Origin of the sequence: Micromonospora chalcea, from assembly GCF_028768405.1 — a bacterium.
Classification (GTDB): Bacteria; Actinomycetota; Actinomycetes; order Mycobacteriales; family Micromonosporaceae; genus Micromonospora; species Micromonospora chalcea.
In genome coordinates this window covers 6,668,245-6,688,130 of sequence record NZ_CP118233.1, presented here as the reverse complement: position 1 = coordinate 6,688,130, position 19,886 = coordinate 6,668,245, and the positions used below count along the sequence as shown (strand labels likewise).

General features: G+C 71.8%; 19 protein-coding genes. 15 read left to right on the top strand and 4 right to left on the bottom strand.

The window, feature by feature from the left end; translation table 11 throughout:
- Window positions 1-226 precede the first annotated feature (226 nt).
- The 8 genes from PVK74_RS30330 (at window position 227) to PVK74_RS30295 (ending at window position 7,621) form a co-directional block, all read left to right on the top strand.
- Window positions 227-1,066 carry a replication-relaxation family protein gene (locus PVK74_RS30330; protein ID WP_274477784.1) on the top strand — a complete coding sequence of 280 codons (840 nt, stop codon included), beginning with the start codon at window positions 227-229 and terminating at the stop codon, window positions 1,064-1,066.
- Window positions 1,067-1,537: 471 nt separating this feature from the next.
- Window positions 1,538-2,350 carry a hypothetical protein gene (locus tag PVK74_RS30325; protein WP_274477783.1) on the top strand — a complete coding sequence of 271 codons (813 nt, stop codon included), beginning with the start codon at window positions 1,538-1,540 and terminating at the stop codon, window positions 2,348-2,350.
- A gap of 408 nt (window positions 2,351-2,758) precedes the next feature.
- On the top strand, window positions 2,759-3,595 hold the full coding sequence (locus PVK74_RS30320) for a hypothetical protein (protein ID WP_274477782.1): 837 nt from the start codon (window positions 2,759-2,761) through the stop codon (window positions 3,593-3,595).
- Complete coding sequence (locus PVK74_RS30315; protein ID WP_187691977.1) at window positions 3,592-3,909, top strand: hypothetical protein; 318 nt, start codon at window positions 3,592-3,594, stop codon at window positions 3,907-3,909. Before PVK74_RS30320 ends, PVK74_RS30315 begins: the two co-directional genes overlap by 4 nt.
- 261 nt (window positions 3,910-4,170) lie before the next feature.
- Window positions 4,171-5,322 (top strand): FAD-dependent monooxygenase, encoded by a 1,152-nt coding sequence (locus PVK74_RS30310; RefSeq protein ID WP_274477781.1) that lies wholly within the window; start codon window positions 4,171-4,173, stop codon window positions 5,320-5,322.
- 32 nt (window positions 5,323-5,354) lie between these two features.
- Entirely contained in the window at window positions 5,355-5,705 is a 351-nt protein-coding gene (locus tag PVK74_RS30305) for a histone-like nucleoid-structuring protein Lsr2 (protein WP_013284992.1), read from the top strand.
- Between the two features lie 177 nt (window positions 5,706-5,882).
- Window positions 5,883-6,878 (top strand): MarR family transcriptional regulator, encoded by a 996-nt coding sequence (locus PVK74_RS30300; protein ID WP_274477780.1) that lies wholly within the window; start codon window positions 5,883-5,885, stop codon window positions 6,876-6,878.
- A gap of 95 nt (window positions 6,879-6,973) precedes the next feature.
- Complete coding sequence (locus PVK74_RS30295) at window positions 6,974-7,621, top strand: GGDEF domain-containing protein (protein WP_274477779.1); 648 nt, start codon at window positions 6,974-6,976, stop codon at window positions 7,619-7,621.
- Between the two features lie 235 nt (window positions 7,622-7,856).
- Here the strand turns inward: PVK74_RS30295 and PVK74_RS30290 are convergent, their stop codons facing one another.
- From PVK74_RS30290 to PVK74_RS30275, 4 genes are all read right to left on the bottom strand, one after another.
- The gene (locus tag PVK74_RS30290) at window positions 7,857-8,003 is read right to left on the bottom strand and encodes a hypothetical protein (RefSeq protein WP_274477778.1); all 147 of its coding nucleotides are present in this window, start codon (window positions 8,001-8,003) and stop codon (window positions 7,857-7,859) included.
- A complete protein-coding gene (locus PVK74_RS30285; RefSeq protein WP_274477777.1) occupies window positions 8,000-8,863 on the bottom strand; it encodes an EcsC family protein in 864 nt (287 codons plus the stop codon). The genes PVK74_RS30290 and PVK74_RS30285 overlap by 4 nt, the downstream gene beginning before the upstream one ends.
- Window positions 8,864-9,478: 615 nt before the next feature.
- Entirely contained in the window at window positions 9,479-9,997 is a 519-nt protein-coding gene (locus PVK74_RS30280; protein WP_274477776.1) for a hypothetical protein, read from the bottom strand.
- A gap of 172 nt (window positions 9,998-10,169) precedes the next feature.
- On the bottom strand, window positions 10,170-10,718 hold the full coding sequence (locus PVK74_RS30275; RefSeq protein ID WP_274477775.1) for an aspartyl/asparaginyl beta-hydroxylase domain-containing protein: 549 nt from the start codon (window positions 10,716-10,718) through the stop codon (window positions 10,170-10,172).
- A 1,058-nt stretch (window positions 10,719-11,776) separates the two neighbouring features.
- Here PVK74_RS30275 and PVK74_RS30265 point away from each other — a divergent pair.
- From PVK74_RS30265 to PVK74_RS30235, 7 genes are all read left to right on the top strand, one after another.
- Window positions 11,777-12,814, top strand: coding sequence for a hypothetical protein (locus tag PVK74_RS30265; protein ID WP_274477774.1), 1,038 nt, complete (start codon window positions 11,777-11,779; stop codon window positions 12,812-12,814).
- A 108-nt stretch (window positions 12,815-12,922) separates the two neighbouring features.
- A complete protein-coding gene (locus tag PVK74_RS30260; protein ID WP_274477773.1) occupies window positions 12,923-13,993 on the top strand; it encodes a M23 family metallopeptidase in 1,071 nt (356 codons plus the stop codon).
- Between the two features lie 113 nt (window positions 13,994-14,106).
- Window positions 14,107-14,778: a hypothetical protein gene (locus tag PVK74_RS30255; protein ID WP_274477772.1), complete on the top strand. Its 672-nt coding sequence runs from the start codon at window positions 14,107-14,109 to the stop codon at window positions 14,776-14,778.
- Window positions 14,775-15,953 (top strand): DUF4314 domain-containing protein, encoded by a 1,179-nt coding sequence (locus tag PVK74_RS30250; protein WP_274477771.1) that lies wholly within the window; start codon window positions 14,775-14,777, stop codon window positions 15,951-15,953. The genes PVK74_RS30255 and PVK74_RS30250 overlap by 4 nt, the downstream gene beginning before the upstream one ends.
- A 57-nt stretch (window positions 15,954-16,010) precedes the next feature.
- Entirely contained in the window at window positions 16,011-16,493 is a 483-nt protein-coding gene (locus PVK74_RS30245; RefSeq protein ID WP_274477770.1) for a hypothetical protein, read from the top strand.
- 339 nt (window positions 16,494-16,832) lie between these two features.
- A complete protein-coding gene (locus tag PVK74_RS30240) occupies window positions 16,833-17,993 on the top strand; it encodes an AAA family ATPase (protein ID WP_274477769.1) in 1,161 nt (386 codons plus the stop codon).
- Window positions 17,994-18,023: 30 nt separating this feature from the next.
- Window positions 18,024-19,661 (top strand): VWA domain-containing protein, encoded by a 1,638-nt coding sequence (locus tag PVK74_RS30235; protein WP_069089470.1) that lies wholly within the window; start codon window positions 18,024-18,026, stop codon window positions 19,659-19,661.
- The last annotated feature ends 225 nt before the right edge of the window (window positions 19,662-19,886 follow it).

The following is a 19,886-nucleotide window of genomic DNA, read 5'->3' as shown; positions in this document are numbered from 1 at the left end:
TGCCGCTCACCGGCCGTGTCCAGCCTCCGGTGACCACCTCACCGAACTCAGACACCCTCCCTCGGAGGGACCTCCTCTTCCGCTTGGAGCATCCACCGTGTCCACCAACAACTCCGTCTCCCGCTCGGCTTCTGCCTCCTCCGCCTCTTCGCCTGGTTCCCGTTCGTCGTCTCGTCTTGCTCGTCTTGACCGGCTTCGTCGGTTGACCGCCCGTGATCATCAGCTGTTGCGGTGGCTCGCCGAGCACTACGTGCTGTCCACCGACCAGATCACTACGGCGCTGTTCCCATCGCGTCGCTCGGCCCGGCTCCGACTCGCCCAGTTGCACCAGATGGAGGCGGTCAGCCGGTTCGTCGACGTCACCACCGGCAGCGGCCAGTACCTCTACACCCTCGGACCGCTCGGCACCGTGGTCCACCCCTCCCAGTTCAACGACCCGAACCACGCAGGCGTCCGCGCTCCCCGGACCAGCATCGACCGCACCGAACGCATCATCGGCAGCCGCCGCCTGCCCCACCTGCTCGGCACCAACCAGCTGTTCATCGACCTGCTCGGCTACGCCCGCACCGACGAGCACGCCCGGCTGGCGCGGTGGTGGTCCGAACAGCACACCACCGCCGCCTTCGCCGCCGCCTCCTACGCCGCCGGCAGCGGCACCGGTGTCCAGCCCGACGGACACGGCATCTGGCACGCCGGAGGGCGCACCGTCGGGTTCTTCCTCGAACACGACAATGGCACCGAACCCCTCGGTACCGTTCTGCGGAAGCTGCGCGCCTACGAGCAGCTCGCCCGCTACGGGCCCCGCTACCCGGTGCTGCTGCGCGTCCCCGGCCGCCGCCGCGAGCAGCACCTCCTCGACGCCCTCGCCGGGGTGCCCACCGCCATGCCCGTGGCCACCGGCCTTCACGGCGAGCACCCCGCCGGGCCTGCCTGGACGTTGACCACCGACCCCGGGCCGCGCCGCTGGCTGCACGAACTGCCCTGCGACCACGGCCCGGACAACCCGGCCACCAACCCGCACCGCTTCCCCGACACCGACCCCAGCGGCCCCGACCCGGAGCCCTGACCTTCACCTTCACCGCACGCGCAGGGGAGCCGTCCACTGTCGTGGTCGGCTGTGAGACCGACCGGATCTCACAGTCCCGCCGTCCCTCGCCCGCGTAATCGAGCGGTCGTCTGACAGTGCAGGTCGACGGCACTACTGACGATCATGACGGCGGCCGGCGCTGACAGATCCGGCCGCTACCTTCATCGGCACCACCTTCACCCATATATCGCTCCACCCGGTCCGGTCCCGCCTCGGGAACCACCGCCGCACCTCACGGTGCGCTCTGCCCACCCGCCCTTGTCGGCCGGTCGGCGCCCGCGCCGCGCGGCGACCCCCAGGTCGCACCGCACCACCCCGCACCATCCCGCTCCACCAGCAGCCACTCTGCTGCACCCATCCCCTGTTCGTCCCGTGAGTCGACCCATGTACCCGGTGGGCCGGCCGCTTCCGCGCGCCCGACAACGCGCCCTACCGAAGGAGGAACCCCAGATGACCGCAACCAACGGTGCCGCGACCCCGCTGAGCCGCTTCGGCACCCGCGTGCCGACGGTGACGCCCCGCCCGGGCCGCAAGCTCACCCCTGCGGCCACCACCGCCAGCACCACGGCACCCACCAGCCCGGTGGTCACGCAGACCGCGACGATCAACACCATGATCGTCTGCCTGCCCGACGGACTGCCGTCGCAGGCCCTGACCGCCACCCAGCTCGACCGGCACTTCGGCGTGTCCGGCACCCTGCAGCCCCGCTTCTGGGCCATCCCGGACATGTGGCTGTGGCAGCGGCGCGACCTGGTCGCACCGCGCAAGGGACGTCCGGTGTACTGCGCCGGCGGACCGGTGAAGCTGCTCGACCTCGCCGCCATGCGCCACGCCGCCGGCGTCGGCGCCGGCATCCGCCACCAACTGTGGCAGCAGGTCGTGCACGGCACCCGGCCGGCCACTCCGTGGCCGACCCTGCTGGCCCGCCACCTGGCGGATCCCGCCCGCTACCCGCGCGAGCGGGCCGAGGCGGACTTCCACCAGCAGGCCCGCGTCAACGCGATGCGGATGCACAACGCGGCCAGCTACGGCGCCGCCCGCCTCAGCCCAGGTGAGCTGGAGATGTTCCAGGCAGGCCCGATGGCCTACCAGCACTACAGCGCCACCACCGCCGTCTGTGGCGACGCCCTGCTCACGCCGGACGGGCACAAGCTCGCACCCGCGAGCGACGCCCTCACCCACCGGGTGACCTACCTCGAGCAGGCGATGCGGTACCTCGACACCGTCGAGACCGACCAGCGGCTGCTCGCCGTCGCCCTGTAACACCACCGCACCGGAACCGGTCGGGCACCACCACCCATCCCCTGCTTCCCCGGGGATCGGCGGCGGCCCGACCGGCTCCACGCAACTCCGCCCGCGCCGCGCTGGCTCCTGGCCGCAGACGCAAGCTCTACCGCCGCGCCCCTGAGGCTTCCCGAGCCCTGCGACGCACACCCCGCCACGACCAATGCGGCCACTGCCCCTACGCCACGTCCATTGCCACCTGAACCACGCCCGACCCGCTTCTGCGGGCCACGCGTCGTCGTATCCGCGGGCCAGAGCAGCGTGGCGTGGACTCGCTGCCGGCCCCGTGCGGGCACCGCCCGGCCCCCGGGGCTGGGGCGCCTCGCAAGCCCGGCCAGCGAAGCGGCCGACCTTTCCCTCTTCCACACATCAGGAGGTTTCCCCGCCATGTCCGATCGACTCTGGTTCCGCGTTGACGACGTCCTGCCGCTCGCCGAACACGCCGCCTCCACCGGCGCGCACCGTAGGACCCGGCAGCAGTACCGGGCCGGCGTCCCGGACCAGGCAGCGCTCATCTGGTCCCACGACATCGACGGTGACTGGTTGTCCTCCAACGGCGTCCCCCGCTGGTACGACACCGACGGCGCCGACCACCGCGTCCGCGCCGAAACCTGGACCCACACCGCCACCGGCGCCACCGGCAACCCGATCCCTACCGACGACGGACACGGATTCCTGCCCCTGCACACCGAACACGTCGACGGCCGCCGGGACCTGCTCGACCTGCTCCGCTACGCCCGCCGCCACGAGATGCGCTGGTTCGGGCTGCACCCGGACCCGGCGAGCGACGTCCGCTACCGCATCGTCCGCAGCCGCGGCGACATCACCCCGCCGCTTGCCACCTGGACCCCGGCGACCGTGACCTGCGACGTGGTCGGCGGCGGCGCCTACCGCGCCATGGTCGCCACCGGCTACACCACCCTCTCCCGCGCCGGGGTGCTGTGCCGCTTCCCTCGGTTCGCGGTGCAGCGCATGGCCGCCCACCTCGACGCCCTCCACCCCGGTGACATGTCCGGCGAGCATCCCCGGCTGCGGTTCGACGGCGACGAGGTCACCGTCGAGTGGGAGGACGACGACGGCCTGGACAGCCGCTGGGTCGAGCACGACCGCATCGCCCCGGACGCCAACGGCTGCTACGCCATCGGCGCCTACCAGTGGCCCTGGAACCGTGTCGCGTCCGAGGCGACGACCGGCGCCACGGACCCGGAGGGCCGGTCGCGGTGATCGTTGACGAGGTGTTCCATCAGGGCGGCCCTGGCAGCTACGAGCTGACCCGGGTGCACCACTCCGACGGGTACGTCCTGCGGGTGCGGGTCTGCCGCGACAGCTACGCCACGCAGAGCACGGCGGTCGCCGAAGTCCTCACCCCGCTGTTCACCTGGACGATCATCGCGAGCAGCCCCGGTAGTGGCTGGCACCGCACGACCCCAGCCACGCCCCCGGACGCGACACCGCTGATCACGGTCGCCGACGAGGTGCTGCAGCGGGCCCGGCGGATCCTTCCCGTGCCGCCTCCGTTCAACACGCCCGGCCGCTAACCCGCCGAGACCACACCTTCCGCGCCGCCCTGCCGGCCCGGTCGCACCTCGCGCACCAGCGGACGCAGCCCGGCGCGCCGCGCCTTCCGAGCCTCCATCCGCCCGCCGCATCAAGCGGCTGGCCTGTGTGTCCGCGGTCCACCGTCGCTGACCCGCCTTCTCACTAGCACCACCTGGCCGATGCCCGGCCACCCGCGCACTCGCGCGCACCCGGGCACGGCCGTGCCCGGGTTTCCCGCCCTCCAGAAGGGAACCCCTCTCATGACATCCGCCACCAGGCCGTCCTCCGGCCGGCATCCCAGCATCGCCGTCATTGGCGGCAGTATCACCGGCCCGGTCACCGCGCTGCTGTTGCTGCGCGCCGGATTCGACGACGTCACTGTTTTCGAGGCCGCGCCGGCGTCCGCGCCTCTGGGCGGCGGCCTCATCGGCCTGGAACACCCCGCCCTCGACGTGCTCGACCGCCTCGACATCGACCAGCACGAGTTCGTCACCCACGACTCCGAAGCCATCGTCCAGATGACCGTCCGCAACCGCCGGCCGGCCGAGACGATCCGGCGTACCTATCCGGGGCGGAACACCACCTGGACGCTGCTGCACCAGGCGCTGATCCGCCGCCTGCCCGCCGGTGTCCTGCACACCGGTATGAAGGTCACGGCCCTGGTCGAGCAGGACGGTCGGCCGGTGCTGCGGTTCCGCGACGGCCATACCGCGGCCGCCGACCTGGTCGTGTTCGCCGACGGCCGGTCCTCCACCGGCCGCCGGCTGCTGGATCCCGACCGGGCCCTGCGCTACGCGGGCTACGTCGCCCACCGCGGCGTCGCCGGCATCACCCCGCAGCCCGGGCTGCGGGATTTCCTGCGGTTGCAGCCCTGCCCGGGCGTGCAGTTCAACCTCGCCCCGGTAGCCGGAGGATGCGACTGGACCTTCTACCTCAACTGCACCAGCAGCGAGTACGCGCAGCGGTTCGGCGCCGACCCCACCCGCCGGGTCTTTGCCCTGCCCCGGCACGTCAGCCCCGCCGCCCGCGCCCACGTCGACACCCACGCCGACCTGTTACTCCCGGCCGACCACGCCGCCGTCGTGCACGCCACCACCACTCGCATGGCGGTACCGGTCCTCGACATCACCCCACCGCAGCGCATGGTCTGGCCCGTCGGCGCCGGTCACGCCGTTCTGCTCGGCGACGCCCTCGCCCCCGTGCGCCCGCACACCGCGCGCGGCGCCAACAACGGCATCGAACAAGCTGCCGGCCTCGCTGCCGCCCTCACCCAGCACCGCAAGTACCGAGCTGACCTCACCGCCGCCCTGCACGGCTGGCAACGCCGACACCTGCCCGCCGCCGTCGCCGCTGTGCACCGCGGGCCCGTCATCGGCCACCAGCTCGGCCTCGGCACCCACCAGCCCGCCTAGTAACCCACCCGAGAGGAAAGGAGGTGGCCCTCGTGGCCACCAAGACCACCGCCATCCTCATCGACGACCTCGACGGCTCCACCGACGACGTCGCCACCTACCAGTTCGCCTTCAACGGCGTCACCTACGAGATCGACCTGTCCGCCGGCAACTTCGACCGGATGGCCGCGGCGTTCGGCCCGTTCATCACGGCCGGACGGCGCCTGCCGAAACAGCCCCGGCCACCACGGCGGCAGGACGACACCGCGACCGGCCGCACCCAGAGCCAGGAGATCCGCACCTGGTGGTGGACCGTGAACTGGCAGGAGCTGAACCTGCCCCAGCCACGAACCGGGGGCGTCATCCCCGCCGCGGTGCGCGACGCCTACCACGCCGCCCACTGACCCCGGTCCCTACCGTGCCGTCCGGCGTGCGATCACCGGGCGACACACCTGGACGCGCCCCGCGGAGTCCCGCATCCCGGGCAGACGACTTGATCAAAACCCGATCCGAAGCGTGCATCAGTGCACGCCTCACTCGCCGACCCCTGCCGAGGGCAGGAGAAAGGGGGCCACGCGCCCATGACCAGCACCCCCACCAGCACGACCACCGACACGGCCGCACCAGCGCCACTGGCACCCAGCGTCGAGAAGGTCCTCGCCGCGCTGGACCGGCTCGGCGAGGCCACCGCCGCTGCCATCGCCACCGACGCCGGCCTCGGCTACTCCACCACCACCCCGAAACTGCGCACCCTGCACACCGCGGGGCTGGCCGAGCCCACTCGAAGCGACACCGGACCCACCCTGTGGCGGCTGACCGACGCCGGCCGCGCGCACACCGAACAGGGCGGACACGGTGAGCCCGCAGCGGAGCCCGCTACCCGCGACACCGACACACCCGGTACCTCCGCCGGTCACGGTCCGATCGGCGACGACAGGCAGGGCACTGGGGAGGCTGACGACAAAGACGGCGACGATCGGCCAGCCGTTGAGGCCGCCGGCGGGCAGCCGAACGCCCTCCAGGAATCGGCATCGCCGGCTCCTGGTGATGCCGACGCGGTAGCCGAGGCGGCCGCTGAGGCCGAGGGCACCGACACCGAGCACGGCGACGACAACGCCCGCTCGACTGCCGAGCTCGAGGTGCCAATCGCGGCCGACAGCATCGGCCAGGCCACCGGAGCGACGTCCGCAGCGAACGATGCGGACGCCAAACCGGCCACACCGGATGGTCTGCCTGCCGGCACGACCACCGACAGCACCACGGGTGAACCCAGCACGGAAGCACCGGCCGCACGGCCGACCACGCAGACGACGGGCGAGGCGGCACAAACCCCTACCCGGCGGGCGTCGGGCTCCCTGCGCGGCGCGATTCTCGACGTCCTCGAGGCCAACCCCGGCCGGCAGTACAAGGTCAGTGAGCTGTGCAAGCTGGTCGACCGGGCCAACGAGGGAACCGGCGCGAAGAAGGCCAGCGCGGGCGCGGTCCACAACGCCGCCGTGAAACTCGTCGGAACCGGGCGAGCGGTCCTGGTCGCCGAGAAACCCGCCACGTTCGCCCTCGCCGACCCGACCGCCTGAACGACCCCGCCCTGCCGGTAGCCCGGAGGCGGGCGTCGAACTTCCCGGAACCACGCCCGCCCCCGGTGCTCCTTCACGGACAAGGAGCTCCCGAAGTGTCTCCCATCCTGACCTCGATCGTCACCGCCGCCGGTGGAGTCCTCGCCGGTCTCGCCCTCGCCGCAGCGCTGCTGTGGCGCCAGCAGCAGGCGCTGGCCCGCGCCCGCTACGCCGCCGGCCACGACGACACCACCGGCCTGCCGAATCGGCGGGCCCTGCTCGCCGCTCTCACCCGCGCCACACGCGCCGATGCCCCGTTCGGGCTCGTCCTGCTCGACCTCGACGGCTTCAAAGCCATCAACGACACCTTCGGCCACGAGGCCGGCAACGACGTCCTCACCGAGGTCGGCCGACGGCTGACCGCCCTGCGAGGACCGGTGCGACTCGCCGCGCGCCTGTCGGGCGACGAGTTCGCTCTGCTGGTCGACGGCGGCCCCGACGACGTCGCCGCCGCCGCTCGCGCCGCCTGGCGGGCGGTCGTCCGCTACCCCGTCGACCTCGGCGAGCACGCGCTGGCCGTGCGCGCCAGCGTCGGGCACATCAGCGCCGCCCTCGGTGTCGGCCCGCGTACCCTGTTGCACCAGGCCGACACCGCCATGTATCAGGCCAAGCAAACCGGAGCCGGAGTCCACGGTGCCACCGCCACCACCGGCCACACCGGGCCGCCGCCAGGTACCCGTCTACGCGACCTACGGCACCGCTGACCGCTCACGCACGCCACGAGGGTCTCGCGCCCGTCGACGTGCGCGAGGTCCTCACCGTGCCCCTGCTGCCATCCGTCCAGCCCTCGCCTTTCCCCATCAGGGGCAACGGTCGCCGAGACCGTGTTAGGAGTACATCCGCCATGAGCAGCCCCTACCCATACACCCTGGGTGAACGTAACCACCAACCCGACAGCGGCCCGTGCAGCACGCTTCAGAATCCCTGCCACTCCATCAGTTACGTGGCGTTGGCCTCGGGGTCGACGTCGTCCCGGTAGGTGGCCAATGCAGCTGGTAGCGGCAGCCCGTACTTGTCGCAAAGGAATCGGGTTTGGCAGTACCGCTGGGCGTCGGCCGCCACGCTGCCGAGGACTGCCGAATTCATTCCGGCACCGATGAGGACGCCCACGAATGGCACAACCTTGGCGACGTTTTGAACTGGAACCCTGGCGCCGGCCGGACCCAGGTGCTGCAGCAGCTTCTCAAGGGCGGCCACGAGATGATGGTCTTGTCCGACCATCTCACGCGGTCCTTGATCGCGCTGGCCGCTCGCGCCGTCTCGCGCAGCGGCCCTACTTTGGCCGCTTGTGCCATGAAGGACCGTCGTACCAGGCGTTCGATGAAGAGCTGCTCGGCGGGATCCTTGGCGTCATAGCCGTAGGAGTACGCGATACGCGATGCGATCGACGCGCTCAGAACCTGGATGACGAGGATGTCGGCGGTCATCGCGACGGGGATCCCTGCGACGGGGACCATGGCCAGCAGGCCCATGGCGCCGCCTTCAACCGCGCCGGCGGTCCGCCACCTAAGTGTGTTGCGGGTTAGCAGCCGGTCGCACACCCTGAGGTCCTGCTGCCGCAGCTCAGCGAAACTGCCGATCTCGAGGCCGCGCTTGCGGGCGACCTTCTCGACGCCCGTCGGGTCGTTGAGCTCCAGGGCCCAGGCGTTGACCAACTCCAGCAGCGCTGCCGCGGCTCCGACGGCCGGTCGCAGGGCCACGCTGGCAACCGCATCGCCCCCGCGACGGACCGGTTCCTTGATCGCCTCCGGCACAGCCCTGGTAGCCCGGGCCGCGGCGTGACGCGCGACATCACCGGAGCGATCGAGCGCAGCGCTCGCCCAGTTCGGCAGACCACGGCGGTTGCTGCGGCGCTCCCAGTGTTCGTTGAGCCTGTCCCACACCTGCCCTTCGTACGCGCTCATCGGGGTGGCGTCGTCAACGAGCGGGTCGATGACAGTGCTCATCGAGGTTTCTCCATCCGACTGCGAATACTGGAGCCATGATGGCACTCCGGCCAGGAGCGTGGCTGATCCCGCTGCTGCCCGCAGTCGCCGCGATTTCCGACCGCGTATGTCGGCCGCAGCACAGTTCAGCCGAAGCGGAAGTCCTAGCCGTTGCGGTCCGGCCGGAACCGTAGGAGTGCGGGTCGGACCGGAGGTCGCCCCGATGCCAGCGGTCATGACCAAGCGAGGTGGCCACAGATCCGGACCGGGATGGATCACAGGGGCGAACCGAGGGCCTCTCCGGCGTTGTCATTGATCCGCTGCGTCGGCACGCACTCATATCGCGACTATCCGGATGGCCCTGCCCCCATAATCCCGACCATGGCGGGCCGGACGGTCCACTTCGTCGCCACGGAGCCCACAGGAGTGCAGCCCTTCACGGTGCTCGTATTCGAGCGTTCACAAGCCGCTCCAGCTATGCCACATCATCAGGATGCAGGAAGCCCGCCGCCAGTACGCACCGGACCGGTACCGACCGCGACGGCATTCTTCTGGCCGCGAGACGGGCCGCGCTGGCCGCGGGATGGGGTGTACCTCGCGCCTCGGACCACCATGCCGTCGAGTTCAGAGTTGCGCTCAGTTCAATCGGTGTCGGCGGTACTGCGGTGAGATCTCGCCGACCTCGATCCCGTTCTCGTCGAGCGCGTTGTAGATCGTCAGCCAACCATCGGCGAATCGCAGACCCAGGGCCACGCTGCCGTCGGCCAAGTCGCCCCCGACGTACTCCAGGAGCTCCACCTCCGTCAGGCGCTGCCCGTGTCGAGCAGCCAACGACGCGGGAGCATCGTCGCGCCACCGCAGGCGAAAGCCATCCGATGTCGGCCATACCGGCGCCCGGGTCACGTCGATCGTGCACCAGGTGATCGAGATGTCGTCGAACTTCTGATGGTTGATCTCCAGGCGTTCCTCATCGAAGTCGAGCACCATCGGGCAGTCGGCGAACCACGAATCGTCGTCGTCATCCCAGACCACCCAGGTGGACGTCAGCCTGCGGCCCACGAGGCCCCGTAGTCGCTGGGCGTGACGGCTGGCGATGTCGGATATTCCGTGGCGCCAGTCTGGCTGGTAACCGGGGATCCCGAAGTTGAACGTCATCGAGGCAAGGTAGTCCTGGTCCGGGCAGCCAACGACACGGCATCTGGGTCTACCGCGTAGGGCGCTGCGCGTAGCGTGACGTCCTCAGGTGTTGCAGTGGCCTCGTATGCGGTCGGGTTCCTCGAACCGGCAGGATGAAGCAGGGCCGCGGAGCTGGGCCGGCCTGTCTCGCTCATCCGCCGCGCCGCACGAAGCTTGCCACCGCGGCCGGCAGTTCGTCTTGCGGCATGTCCTCATAGCCGGGACGGGCGAAGTCGAACAGAAGCACGATGCGGTCGCTGGAGCCGTAGTTCCACACCTCGTGCGTGACGGTGTCGTCGAAGACGAGGCTCTCGCCCTCGCTCCATTGCCGGGTCTCGTCGCCCACGCGCAGCGCGCAGTCCTCTGGCACGACCAGCCCGAGGTGGGCGCGGTAGACGGTCGTCACCCATCCCTGGTGGGGCTTGATGTGGGTACCAGGAGCCATTCGAGAAAACCCAGCGGTCGTCAGGTGAGGGACCTTCGTCAACGCGGAGGCAGTGTGCGGGCACGCGTCGAGCGCTTCCTCGATCCGTTTCCCGAAGGCGACGAGGCCGTACACGCTCCAGCCCTGGCCGTACATCTCGCGTTGCACCCACGGCTGATAGGTCTCCCGCGGCAGAGCAAGGCACTCGTCCCGGATGACCTCCCACTGTGCCCGAAGATCGGCCAGGAAGGGAAAACGCCGCTGATCCACGAACATGAGACAGCATGATGCACCAACGAGGGGCGATGTGGGCTACGGCACCGCCTCGTGTAGGCGGTGGTGGCAATGGCCCTTGTTCACAGCATTTACAGCTCTAGCCGCACGTTCATGCACGTTCCGGTCACCGGCCCACAGCGGCCGGTTGCCAGCGAGTAGCAAACCTGGGCCGGTGGCCGGCCGTCGCCACCGCCGGCAAGGCTTCGCGCCTCGACCGCTGCACGTCCGGCGTATCCGGCTCTGCTCCGGAACTCAACCGCCGACACCGATGACGCCCGACGACGGCATCCATCGCGCCTTCATAGGCCCGCTCGGCGACAGCAACGGCCAGCCGTCTCCCGGCCGCTGCTCACCACCGTCGGTCCCACCCGCGTGCGCCGTGATTGCGCGCAGACCACCTGGGCGGTGACCCCTCGCTGCTGTGAGGGCCGGTGACCTCTCACCTCGTCCAGCACGACTTGACCTCGGTCAAGAGATGAGCGTCGATCAGTGCTGGTCGTCGTCTGTCGTCCGGACGTCAGCATTTCCCAGGGCCCTGGCGTGTGTCGGGCGGCGACTGTGCATGCCCGCGATCCGTCGACCGAAGGGCCACCCGTCATGGCACATCCCGCACACCCTGAGGACCGCAGCCGGCGTCCCAGCGACCGCACCGCGCTACCGGTGGACGTCACCGACAGGCTTCTGTGGGCGCTCGCGGTTGACGTCGCCGCCGCCCACCACCCGGGACCCGACGGTGCCTGCACGAACCTGCAGTGCCGCGGACAGCAGGGTCCTTGCTGGGCGCTGCGCACCGCCCGGCGCGCCGAACAACGCGCCCGCCGCGCCGCCGTCACCCTCGCCCCGCCGCCTTCGCCGGGTCCGGCCGCGATCGCACGCGGGCGCGCCCCGGTTCCCGCCGTGCCGCGTCGCTTGACCGGCTGGTTCACCCCGGCCCATCCGCCGGCACCTGTGATGCGGCCTGCGTCCGTACCGGGCGCGGTGCCGCCGGAATCCCGGCTGGACCGGCGTCTACCAGTGGCGGCGTCGGCCGCCTGAGCACACACCCTGGAGGCAAACTAGTGAACTTCCTTCCGAACGACACTCTCGCCGGTTACGCCCGCACCGCCGTGGACCTGCGCGCCCGCATGGTCGACTATCACCGCAGTCCGCTCGCGGCGCAGTACCTGCAGGCGTTCTTCGGCAGTCGTCTCGCCGACCGCCCCAGTCCCAGTTCGGGGGGCATGGCGAAGGTCCTCACCGCGGTCCGTGCCATTACCGCCTACCCGTGGCGATTCGGCGAGTCGTATGTCATCGCCCCCGCGATGACCGCGATCATCGCCGCCGCCGCGGCGGCCCTCGACCTGACCGGCGAGGTGCTTCCCGCCGACGTCGCCCCCGACGACGGCGGGGTGCTGTTCCTTCCCGAACCGATCTACCACCGCGGCGTCAGCGGTGAGGTGTCCTCGATCGGGGCGATCACCTGGGCCCGCACCACCAACACCAGCAGCGGTCGGTCCTTCTGGGCCATCGCCGGCTGGGCTGACCACCACGACGCGCACGACCCGGCGGCGGTGCGCCGTCGTGCGCAGCTCGCTGACCGGCCCGACCTCGCCCGTCAGTTCGGCCCCTATGTGCTGACCGATTTTACCGAGATCCCCATCGGCCGGCCCGTTGACCCCCGTCCCGACCTGCCGGTTCTCGACGGGGACGACCGCGACTGGGAGCCGGCGCCCGACGGCCGGTTCTGTATTGACGAGACCACGACCGCGATGCGGGCCTGCGCCGCTGTCGCCTATGCCTTCTGGCGTATCCAGGCCCAACCCCTCGCGACCGTCGCCGCCGCCCCCTTGGACCGCGCGGCGCGCCGCCGTGCTGTGCGGGCCAGCATCCGCCATGACACCCGTGTGGTCATGCTGCGCCGCACCAGCCCTCTCGCCGAACCGCCCGACGGCGAGCCCAAGTGGCACTACCGGGTGCGGTTCGTCGTCCGCGGCCACTGGCGACGCCTCATCGACCGCGACGGCCACCCCTACCGCATCTGGATCAACGCCCACATCAAAGGCCCTGACGGGGCGCCCTTGCTGCACGGCGAGAAGGTGGCCGTCCTCGCCCGCTGACTCCTGTACGCGCCCGAAGGCCGCGCGCCGCCGCTCCACAGGCTCGCGGCCTTCACCGTCCTCGCGACCTGCCGGCCCGCTGCTGGCCCTGCCTCGAAGGAGTCAGTTATGACCGCCCGCGTGCTGTCCGGGATCGCCCTCGCGGTCACCGGTGTCCTGCTGCTGTGCTCCGGGCTGGCCACCACCTTGATCTTCGGCGGCGGGGCGGGCGCGTGCGGGCCGGCTACCAGCGTCACGCCCGCCGCTTCGTCGGCCGCGCGCAGCCCTGCTTTGGGTGGGATCGGTCCGATCGGTGACTGGAACGCCGAGCAGGTTGGCAACGCCGCCACCATCACCACCGTCGGCATGCGCCTCGGCGTCCCGCCCCGCGGCTGGGTCATCGCCGTGGCCACCGCGATGCAGGAGTCCTCCCTGATCAACATCTCTGGTGGGGACCGCGACTCGGTCGGCCTGTTCCAACAGCGCCCCTCCCAGGGCTGGGGCACCCCCGAGCAACTGCACGCCCCGCGGTATGCGGCGACGATGTTCTACCAGTCGTTGCAGGCCGTCGACGGCTGGCAGGCGATGCCACTGACTGAGGCCGCCCAACGGGTGCAGCGGTCGGCCTACCCGGACGCCTACGCCAGGTGGGAACCCGACGCCGCCAGGATCGTCGCCGCCCTGACCGGGGCCAGCGCCGGCCCGGCCGCCTGCGGCGTGGCGGTCAGCGCGCAGGGCTGGGCCCTGCCGGTGCACGGGGATGTCGGCTCCGGTTTCCGCACCTCGGGCCGTCCCGGGCACGACGGCGTCGACCTGATCGTGGGCAAGGGCACCCCGATCCACGCCGCGTCCGTCGGCACCGTCTCCGTCGTGCGCTGCAACGCCGTTGACGTTCGCACTGGCCGGGACTGGGGCTGTGACCGCGACGGCGACCCCGCTCTGACCCGCGGCTGCGGCTGGTACGTCGACATCAACCACCACGGTGGGGTGATCACCCGCTACTGCCACATGCTCACCCGCCCCTCCGTCGCCGAGGGTCAACGGGTCGCTGCCGGTGACGTTATCGGCGTCGCCGGCAGCTCGGGCCACTCGTCCGGACCGCACCTGCACTTCGAGGTGCACCTCGGTGATCACACCTCCGGCACGGCCGTCGACCCGGTCGCCTTCATGGCGTCCGTCGGCGCGCCCCTGAATCAGTAGTCCCGATCGCGGATGCCGGCGGCGGCTCCGTGATCTAGCCCCAGCCCGTCGGTCGACCCGTGCGGGGACGACCGCCGCGACCCATCCACACATCCCTTGAGGAGGACAAGGCCGTGAGCACACCCACGCTCATCGGTGTCGCCGCGTTCCGCGGCAGTTACACCGCCCGCTTGGTCCAGTTCGGTGAGAGTCCGGAGGTTCTGGTGCCGCTGCTGCGCCGGATCTGGACCGACACGTTCGGCCGTGACACCGGCGCTATGGCCGCCGCGCTGCTGGCCCACGACTGGTGGTCCCTCGCCGTCAACCCCAAGCCACGGCGCTGGGACCGGCAGCCGCCCGTGCCCGGGCTGGGCTACCCGGTCGTCGCTCAGGACGCCACCGTTCGGCGGGGCGCGCTGCGCGAGGACGTCGGCGGGGCCCTGGAGTGGCTGTGTCTGCTGCACCTCGACCAGCGGCGGCTGGTGGTGTACGAGGCGACGATCCACGGCCGCTGGCTGCGGCACAGCGCGCACCACCTCGACCCGGTCGAGGACCTGTTCGTCACCGCGCCCGCCGACGACGGGGGCGGCCCGGAGATGACGGTGTGCACCGTCTGCGGCGCGGTCGACGAGATCGACCACGTCGAGGTGCCGTCCATGGCCGGCTACGGCTACGACACCGTCACCAGTTGCGTCCGCTGCGGTTCCTCGGTCGCCAGCGACCCGATGTTCGGCGATCACGTCACCCGCAAGCCCTGGCCACCGCAGACCCGCACGGCAGGCGACACGGCGGGCGAGACCCGATGAGCACCGACCGCCCGCCGTCAACGGCCACCGACGCCGGCGGCCCGTCCACCGGCCTCGACGGCCGATCGGAAACCGCCATGCCTAGCTACGAGGCCGGGCAGCGTGTCGCCCTGGTCCACACCGACGACCCGTACACCCTGCTGCGGCCCGGCGACACCGGCACTGTCCGCCGCCACGACCAGCGACAGAACCTCGTGGAGGTCACCTGGGACAGCGGCTCGACGCTGGCGATGTGCCTCGACGCCGGCGATCGCATCGCACCGGCCACCACCACCCCGCCTCGCACTGGCGGGGTGGTCGGCGAGGCCACCGGATGGGCCGCCGCGCTGCAACGGATGCGCGCCGCCGGCGCCGAGGCCGGACGCACCGCCGCCGAATGGTGGGCGCAGGACACCATCGGCGCCCGGGCCGGCGGTGACCCCCGCCTGGCCGCGCGCCGGATCCTGGCCGGCATCCACGACGGCGATCCCGCCGTCCTCGACGCCCTGCCCCACTTCTCCTCGGTCGGAGAGCCGGTCGACGTCGCCGGGTGGGAGCTGTTTGCCGCCGCCGCCGGCGACAGCGCGGGCTGGTTCGGGCTGCGCATCCCGCAGCGCGACGAGGCGATGGCCGTCTACCGCGACGCCTACGACACCGCCGTCACCGACCGCGTCGCGGAACTGTGTCATCTCGCGGCCAGCCCCACCGGCACGGATGTGTCCCACCTGCACCCCGACCGGGTCCGGATCGGCGGTGTCGGTGTGTTCGCCGGCGACTGGGCGCGCACCACCGGCCCCGACGGCGACGACCGGGTCGAGGTCGGGTTCGTCGGCACCCTGATCGACTACTGGAACGGGTGGGCGGTGTTCTCCTGCACCCGCGACGTGGCCGAGGCGATCGTCGCCGACCAGCAGCGCCACCGCGACCGGTACCGCGACAGTCTGCGCGAGCAGGGCGTGCCGGCCGGCGACCTGGACCAGCAGGTCGACGAAGCGTTGGCCGGTCTGTCCTTCGACGGCGACGTCCTCGTCGCCGACGAGCGTGCCCTGTCCGGCGACCCGGACGCCATCGATCGCATCACCGCGGACGGGGACGGCCGGTACGTGGTGATGGGCCGCAGCTGGTGCTGGGAGGCCGTCGATCCGTACGTCTGCGACCGGATCGTCGGCGACCTGCCCGACACGGACAACGCATAGGCCGGCATACCCACCGATGCCCTACCTCGACGGGTGGGGCCGACAGAAAGGAAACAAGTGACCATCCGCACCCAAGAGGAGATCGTCACCCGGGTCTGGGCTCTGCGGGCCAACCGCGGGGACATCTTCGGCTTCCGGGAGGAGGTGCTCGTGGAGGCACTCGACCTGGACCACGCCCGCCAGGTCATCGTCCCTCGTCAGCCGGGCGAGTGGACCCGGCGGGTCGACCACGAGACCCGTGCCCGGGACTACCTGCGATTCGCTATCGGGAAGATCCTCGACCACCGCGGCAACTCGGCGAGCCGGTCGGTGGACAAGCTGAGTGAACTCGCCTGGCTCCTCGGCCGCGACGACGTCGTGGCGGCGATGGAGCACGCCGGCTACCCGATGTACGGGGCGGCCAAGGTCAAGGCGTTCGCCGACGGGTTCGGCTGGCCGTTCCACGATGACCTCGACGGGGGCGACGGGCTGGCCCTGGCCCGGATGGCCGAGGGACAGCAGTGCGACCCGCAGGGCTGCGAACGGGGCTGCGCCGACTGACCACGACCCCGCCGGCAGCATCGCTCGACGCTGCGTCGCACACGTAGTCAGCCGGCGCTCCCGCGACGCGCGCACCCATTCGACTTGATCGATTGGGCTGGCGGGGGTTCCATCGTCGGCGCCGACACCGCCCGCGCGGCCTCGACACCGACCAGCACGCATCAGCGGCGACCTGACGTGTCGCCGTCACCCTTCAGCACCACCAGGGGTGTGGTCGCCGACCTGCCCGGCCCGATGAGGGCCGGCGTGGTTGGCCCCGCCCGTCTCCGCTGTGCGGTACCCACCGCCCGCGCACCCGGAGACGGGTGCGCGGGCCCTACCCCGAATCGAGGCATTCCCATGACCACACCACACCCACCGGCCGGTTCGCCGCAGAACGACCCGGCGCCGGCCAGCGGCGCCGGCACTCCCACTACCGGGGCGGGCTCCGGTCGGTCCGGCTACCTCTACCGGAAAGTCGCCCTGCACCTGGCCGACCACGCCGACCAGGTTCTCAAGGTCGGTGAGATCACCCGGGCGATCGGGGCACCGTCGTCCGGGGCGGTGTTCGAGGCGCTGAAGAAGATGGCCGCCGCCGGGCACGCCACCCACCACCGCAACCCACACCGGTTCCAGATCACCCAGGCCGGCATCGACGCCGCCGGCGCCCTCCCGCCCGCCGCACCCCGCACCCGCTCCAGCGGCAACGCTGGTGGCCGGCAGTCCCGGCCCGCGCCGGTGCCGCGACCGAACGGGACGCTCTATCACCCGCGGCGGCTCGGCAAAGGCTGGGACGTCGAGGAACTGCGGCGGCTGCGCGCCCAGCAGGTGCCGGTGCTGCTGTACGGGCCGCCCGGCACCGGGAAGACCGCGATGGTCGAGGCGGCGTTCCCCGACCTGCTGACCGTCGCCGGCACCGGCGACACCGTCGTCGACGACTTCCTCGGCTCCTACAACCCGGTCCCCGGCGGCGGCTACGAGTTCGTCCACGGGCCCCTCGTCACCGCGATGCGCCAGGGGCGGGTGCTGCTGGTCGACGACGCCACCCTCATCCCGCCCCGCGTCCTGGCCGTGCTGTACCCGGCCATGGACGGCCGCGGCACCGTCACCATCCCCGCGCACGGCAACGAAACCGTGCAGGCCGTCGACGGGTTCTACATCGTCGCCGGCCACAACCCGGGCGTGCACGGCGCGGTGCTCACCGAGGCCCTGGCCTCCCGGTTCACCGTCCACCTGCACGTCACCACCGACTGGGACCTCGCCCGCCAGCTCGGCGTCCCCAAGCCGGTCGTGGCCGCCGCGATCGACCTCAACGCCGACCTCGCCGCCGGCAAGACCGTGTGGGCGCCGCAGCTACGCGAACTGCTCGGCTTCGTGAAGGTCCGCGACCAGCTGGGTATGAGCGCCGCCCTGGCGAACCTGGCCGGCATCGCCCCGCAGGACGCCCGCGACGACGTCACCGCCGCCCTGTCCCGGCACACCGGCACGCCCATCACTGCGCTCGCCCTCGGCAAGCGCTGACCGCCCCCTTTTCTGGAAGGAGCCCCTTTCGTGTCCCACCCGCACACCCACCTGCGCCCCGGCACACCGCCGCCGCCGGCCGGTGCCGCCGACTGGCGGGCCTGGTCGCAGGCGTGGACCCAGCACGTTCCGCTGCTGACCGGCCGTACCGACCTCACCGTCCTCGTCGCGCCCGGCGCGGCCGGGGACGCGCCCGAGTGCTTCTACCCCGCCCTCAACCGGATCGAGGTCGACGCCACCTACATCGCCGACAGCCCGGACGTCACCGACCCGGCCAAGGCCCGGCACAAGCGGATCGTGCCCACCGGCTACGGGCTGCTCGTGCACGGCGCCGCGCACGCCGCGCACAGCCGCTGGACCACCCCGCCCGGCACCCCGCCGATCCTCGCCACCGTGGCTGACCTACTCGAGGAATCCCGGGCCGAAGGACGCCAACGCGCTCGCCGCCGCGGCGACCGCCGGTGGCTGCGCCACGTCGTGACAACCCTGCTGCACCCCGACGACGCGGCCGTCGACGACGCGTGGCACGCCGGGCAACTCGCCGCGCTGCTCCTGGCCCGCGTCGACGCCCGCATCGTCACCAGCAAAGACGTCCGCCCCGTCCGCGCCGCGGTCACCGGCGTCCTCGGACGCAAGCGCCTGCGGCAGCTGCGCGACATCTGGCGGGAGGCCCACACCTGCGACGACACCGACGCCGACACCATGATCTGCCTGGCCCGCCGGTGGTGTCAGGTCCTCGGCATCGACCCCGACCAGCAGTACGACACCCCCGTACCGGACGCCGGCCTGTTCCCCGGCCGCCTCGCCGCGGCCCTCGTCGACTACCTCGCCGTCGCCGCCGGCGTCACCCCAGCCGAGTACGCGACGGCGCTGCTCGCCCACCGGCACAGCCCACCCACCGAGTGGGACCGCACCGACCCGACCGAGCAGGAACACCGCGCGGCCCGCGACCTCGCCAACCGGCTGCGGCAGGCCCGCACCCGCCACACCGAACCCGGCCGGCGCCCCTCGCCGATCCCACCCGGTCGGCTGCGGACCCGCCACGCCATCACCGCCGACGCGCAAACCGCCGCCGGGCAGATGCCGACCGCCGCCCCGTGGCAGCAACGCGCCCAGCTGCCTCCGGAGAAGCCCCGCCTGCATCTGGCTGTCCTGGTCGACCTGTCCGGGTCGATGGCCCGCTACACGCAGGCGATGTCGTCGGCCGCGTGGATCTTCGCCAACGCGGCACGCCGCGCGCAGGCGACGACCACCACCATCGGGTTCGGTGACCGCACCACCGTCCTGGTGCCCCCACGCACCTACCCGAGGCAGGTGCTGCACATGCGCACCGAGCTGGCGACCGCCACCTTCCCGGAAGCGGTCAAGGTCGCCGACCAACTCCTCGACCTGCGCCACGGCCGCGCCCTGCGGATGCTCGCCGTCGTCTCCGACGGCTACCTCGACGACATCCCCGCCGGGCAGCAACTCGTCACCACCCTGCACCGCGCCGGCTGCGCCGTGCTGTGGCTTCACCCCGCCGACCCGCCCACCGACGGCGAACCGGCCGACCCGGACCAGATCTGGGGGCACACCTTCACCCACGCCACCACCCTGACCGTCACCGACCCGACCGAGGCCATCGCGGCGATCGCCGACGCCGCCGTCACCGCCCTCACCCAGGCCTGAACCCCAGCCGAGCGGGCCCCGAGCCGGCAGCCGACCAGTCCCACCCCGCGCCGCGGCGCTGCCTGGCCGCTGCCCGGCGGCGCCGCGCACCGCGACCTCGCGACATACCGGGCCTGGAATGCGGGGCTGCCGCAGGCGGCCCTACTCCCATCTCGCGGAGGGCCGATGCCGAACGGCATCGCTGCCGCCCCCGGCGACTTGACCATCCCGCGCCATCGAAGCGTG

What these genes read in the sequence shown, in the direction of transcription:
- PVK74_RS30260 (WP_274477773.1), top strand. Translation starts at nt 12,923, where the DNA reads ATGACCGCCCGCGTGCTGTCCGGGATCGCCCTCGCGGTCACCGGTGTC.
- PVK74_RS30250 (WP_274477771.1), top strand. Translation starts at nt 14,775, where the DNA reads ATGAGCACCGACCGCCCGCCGTCAACGGCCACCGACGCCGGCGGCCCG.
- PVK74_RS30310 (WP_274477781.1), top strand. Translation starts at nt 4,171, where the DNA reads ATGACATCCGCCACCAGGCCGTCCTCCGGCCGGCATCCCAGCATCGCC.
- PVK74_RS30285 (WP_274477777.1), bottom strand. Translation starts at nt 8,863, where the DNA reads ATGAGCACTGTCATCGACCCGCTCGTTGACGACGCCACCCCGATGAGC.
- PVK74_RS30275 (WP_274477775.1), bottom strand. Translation starts at nt 10,718, where the DNA reads ATGTTCGTGGATCAGCGGCGTTTTCCCTTCCTGGCCGATCTTCGGGCA.
- PVK74_RS30300 (WP_274477780.1), top strand. Translation starts at nt 5,883, where the DNA reads ATGACCAGCACCCCCACCAGCACGACCACCGACACGGCCGCACCAGCG.
- PVK74_RS30325 (WP_274477783.1), top strand. Translation starts at nt 1,538, where the DNA reads ATGACCGCAACCAACGGTGCCGCGACCCCGCTGAGCCGCTTCGGCACC.
- PVK74_RS30280 (WP_274477776.1), bottom strand. Translation starts at nt 9,997, where the DNA reads ATGACGTTCAACTTCGGGATCCCCGGTTACCAGCCAGACTGGCGCCAC.
- PVK74_RS30240 (WP_274477769.1), top strand. Translation starts at nt 16,833, where the DNA reads ATGACCACACCACACCCACCGGCCGGTTCGCCGCAGAACGACCCGGCG.
- PVK74_RS30290 (WP_274477778.1), bottom strand. Translation starts at nt 8,003, where the DNA reads ATGAATTCGGCAGTCCTCGGCAGCGTGGCGGCCGACGCCCAGCGGTAC.
- PVK74_RS30320 (WP_274477782.1), top strand. Translation starts at nt 2,759, where the DNA reads ATGTCCGATCGACTCTGGTTCCGCGTTGACGACGTCCTGCCGCTCGCC.